Below are 12,234 nucleotides of genomic sequence, written 5' to 3'. Positions count from 1 at the left end.
ACAAGATTCTGTATTCCTGAAATTAGCACCTGTATGCCTGGAATACCATTAGGAATACAGAAATGCACGGATGCTGTTGGATGTCTTGGGACGCTATAAGCGCTGGAAGCCCCGTATTTGCTGGACTTCAAACACAAAAAAAGACGTCCTTGGACGTCTTTAGATGTTGTAATGGTGGAGCCGGGGGGATTTGAACCCCCGTCCGCCAGTTCTCCACTGTCGGTACTACATGCTTAGCCGTGTCTATTGAGTTAATCCGCAGCCGCCCGACGGGCAGGGTGCTTTGGACGAGTTGTGTAAGTTTTAGCCACTTCGTCCACAACGTACTACGCGGCGATCCTGTTCTGCATGACAATCACTTCAGGTTTACAGGCATCCCCTAGTGATCGCTGGAGCCGAAGCTACCAGAAGGACTAGTCGCGCCGCTTACGCAGCGAGAGCGTAGCCCTCGTAGTTTTCGTCATTGGCAACTATAGAAAGTTGCAACAGTGGATTTACGACTTCTGTTACCAAGTCGGCATGCACCTCGAGCTTCGCTACCGGCGTCGAATCCTAATCGACCCCAAAACTGGTGTAGCTGTTGCTAGGACGCGAGTTTACGCCAAAGGTTCCACAGCGTCGACCTGGCATTTGTCTGCGGACGCTCTGGGGCGTTGCCGGCTATGATTGCCACCTGCATAACCGACTGTTCTGAATGAGATTGCCGTATGCCGCGTGCACCGCGTTATCCCCTGCGTCAATGGATCTGGCGCGCGTTTGTGCAGAGCGCCCTGATCCCGCTGATTCTGGTCGAGTCGGTGTTGATCACGGTGTATCTGCTGAGCAACGCCGCCATTCGCGATGCACAGATCGAGCATTTGCAGGAAAGCGCGTTGGAAGACCTGTCGGCCGCAGTGAAGCGTGAAGGCCAGGTGATCGACGGACGTTTGCGTTCGGTGGAAGCGCAGGTGCAGATTTTCCGTGATGCGGCGCTGAATGCCTTGCTCAATCAGCGCTTCCAGCCTGATGAGCTGGAGCGCCAGCGTCATGCGCTGACGGATAACGGGGTGTTCTATACCCGTAGCGACGATGGTCGTGCAGCGTCCTTTTATGCCAACAGTACGCCTGTGGCAAAGCAGGATCACGCCAAGGCGCTGCGTCTGTCGCAGCTCGATCCGTTGATGCGTTCGATCCAGGCGGCCAACCCACGGGTGGCGGCAGCCTATTTCAACAGTTGGGACAGCTATAACCGCATCTACCCGTTTTTCATGACGCCTGAGCAGTATCCCCATGACATGGTGATACCGGATTACAACTTCTATTATCTGGCCGACGCCAAGCACAACCCTGAGCGCAAGGTGGCCTGGACCGATGTTTACCTCGACCCTGCCGGCATGGGCTGGATGATGTCGGCGGTGGCGCCGGTGTATCGCGGTGACTTCCTCGAAGGGGTGGTCGGCCTTGATATCACCGTGGGGCAGATGCTCGGCGAGATCGGTGAGCTGGATGTGCCCTGGCATGGTTACGCCATGCTGGTCAGTCGCGATCACAACATCATGGCTCTGCCTCATGCGGGTGAAGAGGATTTCGGTCTGCGTGAGCTGACCGAATATTCCTATGCCGAGGCCGTGCGTCGTGAGGTGCTCAAGCCTGAGGACTTCAACCTGGGCAAGCGTGCCGAGATGCAACCGCTGCTGGAGGCCATGGCGGCTGGGCAGGGCAATGTGCAGGAGGTCATGCTCGGTGGTCGTAAGCAGCTGATTGCCTGGAGCGAGATTCCGCAGACTGGCTGGCAACTGCTGCTGGTGGTGGATGAAGCCAATATTTTCAGTGAGACCAATCGCCTGGCCGAGCGTTACCTGCACATCGGTTATCTGCTGATCCTCGGTCTGGCGCTGTTCTACCTGCTGTTTTTCGCCCTGATGTGGCTGCGTTCGCGACAGCTGAGCGAGCAGCTGGTACGGCCAATTGATGGCATCGTCGGGATGATGCGCGAGCTGGGCCAGGGCAACTACCAGCCAGCAACACCGAACAGCCAGATTGATGAGCTGATGAGTATGGCCACGGCCGTGCAGCAGACCGGTGAGCAGTTGCAGGCCAGCGAAGTGCAGCGAGTCGAGGCGCAGCGGATTCTCCAGCTGGTGCTGGAAAGCACCACCGAAAGCCTCTGGGAGGTTGAAGCGCACAGCATGAGCATCAGCCTCAGCGAGCGTTTCCTCAAACGCTTCGGGCTGACGCAGCCGTGCATGACGTTCAGCGAATTCAACCAGCGTGTTCACCCCAATGATCTGGAGCGTATTCGTCACTTGCGCCAGCTGTTTGCCAGCAGTGGTGAGGACCGGTTCGAGGCCGAGTACCGCTACGCCGATGTGCAGGGTGACTATGTCTGGCTGCTCAGCCGCGGCAAGGTGTTGGAGCGTGATGCCGAAGGGCGCGCGTTGCGCGTGGCCGGCACCCATGTCGACATCACCCGCCTCAAGCAGGTGCAGGAGGAACTGCGCCGCGCCAGCCTGGAGGCCCAGGCTGCCAGTCAGGCCAAGAGTCGTTTCCTCTCAAGCATGAGTCATGAGCTGCGCACGCCGCTGAATGCGATTTATGGCTTTGGCCAGCTGATTGAACTGGAGGCCCAGGACAAGCCCGATGCCAAGCAGGAAGCCGATTACGCCCGCGAGATCGTCAATGCCAGCCGTCACCTGACGTCACTGGTCGACGACATTCTTGATCTGTCGAGCATCGAAAGCCGCCGCCAGCAGCTCAAGCTGCAACCGGTGGAAGTCGGTGCGCTGCTGCACGGTTGCGCTGAGCTGGTGCTGCCGGATGTGCAGCAGCGGCAATTGCAGTTGCAGGTACTGGCCGAGCCGGATGCGGGGCTGTATGTGCAGGCGGACCCACGCAGGGTACGCCAGGTGCTGCTCAACCTGCTGTCCAACGCGATCAAGTACAACAGCCCGCAGGGGTTGATCCGGCTGGGCTACGAAGTGCGTTCGGACTGCGTGCGGCTGTGGGTCGAAGATAACGGCGCGGGTCTCAGCCTTGAGCAGCAGGCGGGGTTGTTCCAGCCGTTTCAGCGCCTGGGCCGGGAAAACTCCAGCATTCCGGGTACCGGGATTGGCCTGGTGCTGTGTCGGGAGCTGGCCAGTCTGATGGCCGGGGAAATGGGCTTTAGTAGCGCACTTGGCACGGGCAGCCGTTTCTGGGTTGATCTGCCGGGTGCGGCCGCACCGAGTGCTACCAGTACGCCGGATGCCGAGCCGCTCGCAGCGCCGCCTAAACAGCTGGCTGAAGTGCTCTGCGTGGAAGATCACCCAGCTTGTCTGAAGGTGGTGCAGGAGGCGCTGCGCGAATTTGCCGAGGTGCGTGGTGCCGGTTCGATCCAGCGCGCTTTGGCCGAGTTGGAACGCTGCACGCCGACCTTGCTGCTGCTGGATCTGGATCTGCCTGATGGCGATGGTTTGCGCGTACTCGATGCTATGCGCCAGAACCCACGGTTGCAGGCTGTGCCGGTGCTGGTGATCAGCGCGGCCGCCGATGAAGAGGTGTTCAGTGAGGCGCGCCGCCGTGGTGCACAGGCCTGCCTGGCCAAGCCGATCGACCTGGCGCAGGTGCGCCGTGTGGCGCTGAGCCTGCTGGGGCAGGCGCTTTAAACCACGCCTTCAGCCGTTCAGCCGAAGGCGTGTAGCCGCTCCAGCCGCGCACATTACTCGCTGGCTTCAAGCAGTTGCAGGGCCTCAGCCAGCACCTTGACCGACTGGCCGTGGTTACCGGCCTTGTGCAGGGCTTCGCCTTCGGCGCGCAGCTTTTGCACTTGCGCGAGCACCGCGGCATCGCTCGGTGGGTCGGTTTTCAGCAGGCCATCGATCTTGGCCATATCCGCCGGGCAGTGCATGGCCCATAGCGAGGTGCTGAGGAGTGCGGTTGCAAGGAACGTGGCAAGGCGGCGCATGGTGTGGCTCCGGCGTTGTGGGTAGGACTTTCAGTATAGAAAGCCCTCACTCGGCGACCGGGCCGTTGGTCACTCAATGCTTGGCGTGGCTGACCCGATCCAGCAGATAGACCAGCCCGTGATAGTCGATACCGCCGTGCTGGCTCAGGCCGATTTCGCAGGTTCGGCTGGTGCTGATGCCTTCCTCGCAGTACTGCACGGCGGATTTCAGGCTGCGCAGGGCGTGGCTGTTCAGCTCCGGCGTGGTAAAGCCTTTGTCGCCGGCAAAGCCGCAGCAGTGAATGCCTTCGGGAATCACCACTTCCGAGGTGCAGCGCCGCACGATATCGATCAGCCCCTGCGCCTCGCCCAGGTGCTGGGTGCTGCAGGTGACATGCACCGCCACCGGCTTGTCCTGCGGGGTGATGTGCAGACGGTCGAGCAGCTGCTCGCGGATAAATTTCACCGGGTCATGCAGTTGCAAGCGTGCGTCCAGGCCGTCCTGCATTAACCGCAGGGTGCAAGGGCTGGTGTCGCAGTAGATCGGATCGAGACCGCCGCGGCTGGCCTTGAGTAGTGCGTCGATCAGCTCCTGCTTCTTGCGTTCGGCCTGTTCGACATAGCCTTTGGAGGCAAACGGCTGGCCGCAGCAGAGGCTGTCCAGCTCATCTGGGAACACCACCTGAAAGCCGCCTTTCTCCAGCAGCGCGCGGGTCTTGTCGAGCAGCGACATCTGCTCGCTATCGCCGGCTGCCGGACCCATGGCGCGGGATACGCAGGCGGCCAGATAGACCACTCTGGGCCGGGTATCCTCAACCACTGCCGGTAATTGCAGGCGTTGCACCGCTTGCGGCATCGCTGGCGTCCACTGCGGCAGGCGGCCCTGGCTGGCCTTGCTCAGCGCCGCCGATGTGCGCGTGAGTAACGGTGCGCCCAAGACGCGGCGTGCGCCGTTAGCCACATGCAGCATCACCCGCGCGCCCTGCATGACGTGGCGAAAGTTATTGGCCAGCCAGTCGGCGCTGCGCAGACTATTGGCATCGCGTGCGCGCAGCTGGCGCACCAGATCGCCGGTATTGATGCCCACCGGGCAGCGTTGGGCGCATAAACCGGTAGCCGCGCAAGTGTCGATGCCCTGGTACTGATAGGCCGCTTCCAGCTCAAAGGTGTCGATGCCAGCGCGTTTTTTCGCCCGGATATCACGCCAGATCACGATGCGCTGGCGCGGGCTCAGGGTCAGCCCCTTGGACGGACACACCGGCTCGCAGAAGCCGCACTCGATGCACTTGTCGACGATCTCGTTGGCGGCCGGCAGCGGCTTGAGGTTTTTCAGATGGATCTGCGGGTCATCCGACAGGATCACATCCGGGTTAAGAATGCCCTGGGGGTCGAGCAGGCGCTTGATCTGCCACATCAGCTGGTAGGCGTCATGGCCCCATTCCAGTTCGACAAAGGGCGCCATATTGCGCCCGGTGCCGTGCTCGGCCTTGAGCGAGCCGCCGAACTCCACGGCCACCAGGTGCGCCACGTCCTGCATAAAGGCTTCGTAGCGGGCTTTTTCTGCCGCGCTATCAAAGCCCTGGGTAAAGACGAAATGCAGGTTGCCCTCCAGGGCGTGGCCGAAAATGATCGCTTCGTCGTAACCGTGTTTATCGAACAGCGCGAGCAGGCGGTTGACGCCTTCGGCCAGCTGTTCGATGGGAAAGGTCACGTCCTCGATAATCACCGTGGTGCCGGTCTGACGCACCGCGCCAACGGCGGGGAAGGTGTCCTTGCGGATCTTCCACAGCAGGTTGTAAACGGCCGGGTCCTCACTGAAATCCACCTGCTTTTCCAGCGGGAAGTCAGCGATAGAGGCCATGATCAGTTGCAGTTGCTCGTGCAGCAGGCTCTGGCTGGCGGCGCGTGATTCGATCAGTAGGGCGCAGGCGCTGTCGGACAACGCCTTGACCCACTCCGGCATGCCGGGCTTGTCCTGCACCGAGCGCAGGCTGCGGCGGTCGAGCAATTCCACGGCGGACACTGGCTGCTGCTTGAGCACCGTCACCGCGCGGCAGCAGCTCTCCACATCGGGGAACACCAGCAGGGCGCTGGCCTTGTGTGGGTGGTCGGGCACGGTGTTGTAGGTCACCGCGCTGATAAAGCCCAGCGTGCCTTCGGAGCCGACCAGCAGGTGGCTGAGAATATCCAGCGGCTGGTCGAAATCCACCAGGGCGTTAAGCGACAGGCCAGTGGTGTTTTTCAGGCGGTATTTGTGGCGAATTTTCGCGGCCAGCGCGCTGTTGGCGCGGGTCTGTTTGCCCAGCTCGTTCAGTTGCGCCAGCAGGTCGGCGTGGGTGGCGAAAAAGCGCGTGACGCTAAGTGGGTCTTCAGTGTCCAGTACCGTGCCATCGGCCAGCACCAGGCGGATGCCAGCCAGGGTGTGGTAGCTGTTCTGCGCCGTACCGCAGCACATGCCGCTGGCGTTGTTGGCGACGATGCCGCCGATCTTGCAGGCGTTGATCGACGCCGGGTCGGGGCCGATCTTGCGCTGGAAAGGTGCGAGCACGGCATTGGCCTGTGCACCGATAACGCCAGGTTGCAGACGGATCTGGTTGCCCTGACCACGGATTTCACGGCCGTTCCAGTTATCACCCAGCACGATCAGCAGCGAATCGCTGAGGGCCTGGCCGGAGAGGCTGGTGCCGGCGGCGCGGAAGGTCACGGGCACCTGATGGACACCGGCCAGCTTGAGCAGATCAACCACTTCCAGCTCCGCCTCGACGCGCACCACCAGCTTGGGGATCAGCCGGTAGAAGCTGGCGTCGGTGCCAAAGGCCAGAGTCGACAGTGGGTCGTCGAAGCGCCGCTCGGCAGGGATCAGGCGCTCGACGGCGGTGAGAAAAGCGGCAGGCAGGCTCATTCAGGCTCCGGAAGTCAGGACGCGGCGTGGCGCAATTCGCGCACCAGTGAATCGGCGGTGATCTCGCTGATCGATTTGGCCCCGGTCAGCACCATGGCCACGCGCATTTCCTTCTCGATCAGTTCCAGGAGGTTGCTCACCCCCGCGCCACCGGCGGCGGCCAGGGCGTAGATAAAGGCGCGGCCGAGCATCACTGTGTCTGCGCCGAGGGCGATCATGCGCACCACATCCAGACCTGTGCGGATGCCCGAGTCGGCGAGAATCGCCAGCTCACCCTTCACCGCATCGGCAATCGCCGGCAGGGCGCGGGCGCTGGACATCACGCCATCGAGCTGACGTCCACCGTGGTTGGAGACAACGATGCCGTCAGCGCCGAAGCTCACGGCATCTTTGGCGTCCTGTGGGTCGAGGATGCCCTTGATGACCATCGGGCCGTCCCAGAATTCGCGAATCCATTCCAGGTCTTTCCAGCTGATCGAGGGGTCGAAGTTGTTGCCCAGCCAGCCGATATAGTCGGCTAATCCTGTCGGATTGCCGCGGTAGGCGGAGATATTGCCCAGGTCGTGGGGCTTGCCCAGCAGGCCGACATCCCAGGCCCAGCGTGGGTGCGTCATGGCCTGCAACATGCGCCGCACGGGCGCATTCGGGCCGCTCATGCCGGAGTGGGCATCGCGGTAACGCGCGCCGGGCACCGGCATATCGACAGTAAACACCAGGGTGGTGACGCCGGCGGCCTTGGCACGCTCCAGCGCGTTTTTCATAAAGCCACGGTCTTTCAGCACATACAGCTGAAACCACATCGGCCGGTCGATGGCCGGCGCGACTTCTTCAATCGGGCACACCGACACGGTGGACAGGGTAAAGGGAATGCCCTTGGCGGCAGCTGCCTTGGCGGCCTGCACTTCACCCCGGCGGGCGTACATGCCGGTCAGGCCGACCGGGGCCAGGGCCACCGGCATGCTCAGGGTCTCATTGAACAGACGGGTTTCCAGGCTCAGTTCCGACATATTGCGCAGCACGCGCTGGCGCAGGGCAATGTCCGCCAGGTCGCTGACATTGCGCTTTAGCGTGTGCTCGGCATAGGCACCGCCGTCGATGTAGTGGAACAGAAACGGCGGCAGCCGGCGTTGCGCGGCGGCGCGGTAGTCGGTGGAGGCAGAAATGATCATGGCGGCAGGTTCCCGTAATAAAAGTGCCGGGCCTCGCAGCCCGGCAGTAGCGCTTTAGTGCACCAGCATGCCGGTCAGCCAGTAGGCCTGGGCCAGGGTGATCAGGCCAACGAAAGTGGCGAAGATCAGGCTGTGTTTGAGCGTAAAGCGGAACAGATCGGATTCCTTGCCGACCATGCCAGTGGCCGCGCAGGCCACGGCAATCGACTGTGGCGAGATCATCTTGCCGGTTACGCCGCCGCTGGTGTTGGCCGCCACCAGCAAGGTGTCATTGACTCCGATCTGGTGTGCGGTGGTGGCTTGCAGTGAGCTGAACAGGGCATTGGACGAGGTGTCCGAACCGGTGAGGAACACCCCCAGCCAGCCGAGGAACGGCGAGAAGAACGGGAACAGCACGCCGGTGCCAGCCAGCACCAGGGCCAGGGTGCTGGACATGCCCGAGTAGTTGGTGACGAAGGCGAAGGCCAGCACCATGCCGATCGACAGGATCGGCCATTTCAGCTCGATCAGGGTTTCCTTGAATGTGGTCAGACCAGTTTTGCCATTGATCTTCAGTACCAGCATGGAGATCAGCGCGGAGAAGAAGATCGCCGTGCCGGTGGCCGAAATCGGGTCCAGCTTGAACACCGCCGGCATGGCTGTGGCGCTGGTGACAATCGGCGTGGTCTTGATCACCAGTTGGTCAAGGAACGGGATGGCGAAGTTGAACACCGTGCTGTACATCGCGCCGCCAGCGGCGAACATGGCCTTGAAGGGTTTCAGTGTCCAGATGGTGACCAGCACGGTGAGGATCAGGAACGGCGACCAGGCTTTGACGATCTGGGCGAAGCTGTACGGCGATGGGGCGCTGCTGCGTTTGATGCCGAAGCCGCCGACGATTGCTGCGCCACCTGCCGATACACCAACCACTTCCGGTTCGGCGGCGCGGCTTGGGCTCCAGACCTTGAGGAACAGGGTCAGGCAGATCAGGCTGACCAGCGCTGAGGTGATATCCGGCAGTTCCGGGCCGATGTAGTTGGAGGTGAAATACTGGGTGATGGCAAAGCTCACGCCGGCGACCAGGGCGGCCGGCCAGGTTTCTTTGATGCCGCGCCAGCCGTCCATCATCGCCACCAGCCAGAACGGCACGATGATCGACAGGATGGGCAGTTGGCGGCCGGTCATCGCGCCGATCTTGAAGGCATCGATGCCGGTTACCTGACCCGCGACGATGATCGGAATGCCCAGCGCGCCGAAGGCCACGGGGGCGGTGTTGGCAATCAGGCACAGGCCGGCTGCATACAGCGGGTTGAAACCCAGGCCAACCAGCAGAGCGGCGGTAATCGCCACCGGCGCGCCGAAACCGGCGGCCCCTTCGAGAAACGCGCCGAAGGAAAAGCCGATCAGCAGCACCTGCAAGCGCTGGTCGTCGGTGATCGACAGCACCGAGCTGCGAATCACCTCGAACTGGCCGCTTTTAACCGTGAGCTTGTAGAGGAATACCGCCGCCACGATGATCCAGGCAATCGGCCAGAGACCATAAGCAAAACCGTATCCTGCCGAGGCGAACGCCATGCTGGCAGGCATGCCGAAGGCGGCGATGGCCACCACCAGCGACAGTGCCAGGGTGATCGCGCCCGCCACATGGCCTTTCATGCGGAACACGGCGAGGGCCAGGAAGAAAAACACAATCGGAATCAGAGCGGCCAGCGCGGACAGACCCAGGCTGCCGAGCGGTGTGTAGAGCTGTTGCCATGTTTGCATGGTGAGGACCCACTAATTGTTGTTGGTTGGGAGCGCGGGTCGAACAGTATGCAGTGAGGTTGCATCTGTTTTGTAAATTGGTAATACCAATTACCCTGTGCTGTGGGGCAGAATAGAAGCTAAAGCGCGTGTGCGTCAATTTGTCCGCCTACGACTTTTGTTGTACGGCCGAGTGCGGCAGCCGCTTGTTAGGCATTGCGCCACTGGTTAGGCTGCCAGGGCTGGAGGCTGTAACGCCGGTCTGGTGCGTTCTCAACGCGGGTTAACGGAGTCGATTGGGTTATGGGGTTTGGTCAGGTACAGCAGCGCCGTTTGTCGGACGATATCGTCAGTCAACTGGAAACCATGATCCTCGAAGGCACGCTCAAGGCTGGTGAGCGCCTGCCGGCGGAGCGGGTGTTGGCCGAGCAGTTTGGTGTCTCACGGCCGTCGCTGCGTGAGGCGATCCAGAAACTGGCAGCCAAGGGCCTGCTGGTCAGCCGGCATGGTGGCGGCAACTATGTGGCTGACAGCCTGGGCTCGACCTTCAGCGACCCGCTGTTGCGTCTGCTGGAAAGCAATTCTGACGCGCAGCGCGACCTGCTGGAGTTTCGCCACACCCTGGAAGGTTCCTGCGCTTTTTATGCCGCGCAGCGCGCCACCGAGTTGGATCGCCAGCGCCTGACCGACGCCTTTGCCGCGCTGCAGGATTGCTACAGCCTCAATGGCAAGGTCACCCGCGCCGAAGAGGGTACTGCCGATGCCAACTTCCACCTGGCGATTGCCGAGGCCAGCCATAACGCCGTGCTGCTGCACACCATTCGCGGGCTGTTCGACCTGCTCAAGCGCAACGTGGTGACCAATATCGGCGGCATGTACGCCCAGCGTGATGAAACCCGAGATATGTTGATCGAGCAGCACCGCAACCTGTACCAGGCGATTATCGAAGGTCGCGCCGAGGACGCCCGCGCGCTGTCCAACCGGCATATCGATTATGTGCAAGAGGTGTTGGCCGAAGTGCAGCAGCAGGCCCGCCGTGAAGAGCGGGCACAACGCCGCGGTAGCACGCGTTAGCGTCTGGGCAGACGTACTGCGACCTCCAAACCACCCAGCGGTGAGTCACCAAGGCTGATGCTGCCACGGTGCAGCTCCACCACCCGGCGCACGATGGACAGGCCTAAGCCTGCGCCCTGGCCCGCGCCGAGGCGATAGAAGCGTTCGAAGAGTTTTTCCCGCTGCGCTTCGGCCACGCCAGGGCCGCTATCCTGCACGCGCAGGATGATGGCGTCCGCCTGGGCGTCCAGCTGCACCCGGATACGGCCGCCGTCCGGGGTGTATTGCACGGCATTGCTGATCAGATTTTGCAGCAAGGTGCCGAGGCTCGGGCCATCGGCGATCAGCTGATAATCCGCCGGCTCCAGGGCATCCAGATCGAGTTCCTGATGACGCGCCAGGGCCAGCGGGATCAGTTCTGCCAGCTCGTTGCGCACATAGCCGAGCAGGTCCAGTTCGCCCATCGCTAGTTGCACCACATTGGGGTCCAGGCGCGCCAGGGTCAGCAGTTGCGCCACTACCCGGGTGGCGCGTTCGACGCCTGTGCCGAGCTGGCGCAGGGCATCGTTGCGGTCTTGCGGGTCAGGTGCTTCCAGGGCGTTCTGGGCGTGGATGCGCAGCACCGCCAGCGGCGTGCGCAGCTCGTGGGCGGCATCGGCGATAAAGCGCTTTTCCTGATCCAGCAGCTGGTTGACCTGCATCAGCAGGCGGTTGAGCGAGGCGCCCATGGGCTCCAGCTCCTGCGGCAACGGGCCGAAAATCAGCGGGGCAAGGTTGTCCGGCGCGCGGCCGCGGATCGACTCGGCCATCCGTTGCAGGGGCTGCAAACCAAACCCCACCGCCAGCCAGAGCAGCAGGGCCAGCAGTGGCAGACCGATCAGCAGCGGTTGCAGGCTGCGTCGGGCAATCTTGCCGGACAGCTCGCCGCGTACATCTTCGCGTTCGCCCACAAGCACCCAGTGATGGTCGACGTTGTCGTGCAGCACAAATACCCGCCAGCGGTGCTCACCCAGCTTGAGGGTGTGATAACCACTGAGGTATTTGGCCAGACGGTTGAGGCGCTCGTTTAACGGTTGCTCGCCGGCCGGCAGGCTGAGGCCGAGCTGGGCGATCATCTCCATCAGCAGGCCCTTGGGCGCGCTGGCGGACTGGAACACCAGCTCACCGTTGTCATTGAGCATCTGGAAGGCCAGCTTGCTCTCGTAGCTGTGCCCCAGCAGACCGTCGAGGCTGCGCGGGCTGTTCTTCAGCAGCAGGGCTTCATCCAGCGCCGCTTGCAAGTCGCGGCGCGAGTCGGCGGACAGCTCATGACGGACCAGGCCCATCAGCACCCGGGAAGTCTGCGCCAGTTGGGCGTCGAACAGCTCTTCCACTTCATGGCTGGCATCGCTGTAGATCTTGTGGCTGATCAGCCCCAGGGTGACGCTCAACAGTGACAGCAGCAATACCAGCAAACGCGCGCGAATCGAGCGCAACAACTTCGGCAT

At 62.2% G+C, this 12,234-nt stretch carries 7 protein-coding genes and 1 other RNA gene; 2 read left to right on the top strand and 6 right to left on the bottom strand.

Annotated features, from left to right (window positions below):
- Positions 1 to 172: 172 nt before the first annotated feature.
- Positions 173 to 564, bottom strand: a transfer-messenger RNA (tmRNA) gene (gene ssrA, locus ACSQ17_RS05095).
- 143 nt (positions 565 to 707) lie between these two features.
- Here ssrA and ACSQ17_RS05090 point away from each other — a divergent pair.
- Entirely contained in the window at positions 708 to 3,623 is a 2,916-nt protein-coding gene (locus ACSQ17_RS05090) for an ATP-binding protein (protein ID WP_436067844.1), read from the top strand.
- A 53-nt stretch (positions 3,624 to 3,676) separates the two neighbouring features.
- On the opposite strand, the gene ACSQ17_RS05085 is transcribed toward ACSQ17_RS05090, so the two are convergent.
- From ACSQ17_RS05085 to ACSQ17_RS05070, 4 genes are all read right to left on the bottom strand, one after another.
- Positions 3,677 to 3,922 carry a hypothetical protein gene (locus ACSQ17_RS05085; RefSeq protein ID WP_436067843.1) on the bottom strand — a complete coding sequence of 82 codons (246 nt, stop codon included), beginning with the start codon at positions 3,920 to 3,922 and terminating at the stop codon, positions 3,677 to 3,679.
- A gap of 73 nt (positions 3,923 to 3,995) precedes the next feature.
- Positions 3,996 to 6,803: an FAD-binding and (Fe-S)-binding domain-containing protein gene (locus ACSQ17_RS05080; protein WP_436067842.1), complete on the bottom strand. Its 2,808-nt coding sequence runs from the start codon at positions 6,801 to 6,803 to the stop codon at positions 3,996 to 3,998.
- Positions 6,804 to 6,817: 14 nt separating this feature from the next.
- Positions 6,818 to 7,972 (bottom strand): FMN-dependent L-lactate dehydrogenase LldD, encoded by a 1,155-nt coding sequence (gene lldD, locus ACSQ17_RS05075; protein WP_436067841.1) that lies wholly within the window; start codon positions 7,970 to 7,972, stop codon positions 6,818 to 6,820.
- A 54-nt stretch (positions 7,973 to 8,026) separates the two neighbouring features.
- Complete coding sequence (locus ACSQ17_RS05070) at positions 8,027 to 9,715, bottom strand: lactate permease LctP family transporter (RefSeq protein WP_436067840.1); 1,689 nt, start codon at positions 9,713 to 9,715, stop codon at positions 8,027 to 8,029.
- 282 nt (positions 9,716 to 9,997) lie between these two features.
- Here ACSQ17_RS05070 and ACSQ17_RS05065 point away from each other — a divergent pair, with 282 nt between their 5' ends.
- Positions 9,998 to 10,768: an FCD domain-containing protein gene (locus tag ACSQ17_RS05065; protein WP_436067839.1), complete on the top strand. Its 771-nt coding sequence runs from the start codon at positions 9,998 to 10,000 to the stop codon at positions 10,766 to 10,768.
- Here ACSQ17_RS05065 and ACSQ17_RS05060 read toward each other — a convergent pair.
- The gene (locus ACSQ17_RS05060) at positions 10,765 to 12,234 is read right to left on the bottom strand and encodes an ATP-binding protein (RefSeq protein WP_436067838.1); all 1,470 of its coding nucleotides are present in this window, start codon (positions 12,232 to 12,234) and stop codon (positions 10,765 to 10,767) included. The genes ACSQ17_RS05065 and ACSQ17_RS05060 overlap by 4 nt on opposite strands.

Origin of the sequence: Pseudomonas sp. LjRoot71, from assembly GCF_964253255.1 — a bacterium.
GTDB lineage: Bacteria > Pseudomonadota > Gammaproteobacteria > Pseudomonadales > Pseudomonadaceae > Aquipseudomonas.
This window is presented reverse-complemented; position numbering and strand designations above follow the sequence as displayed.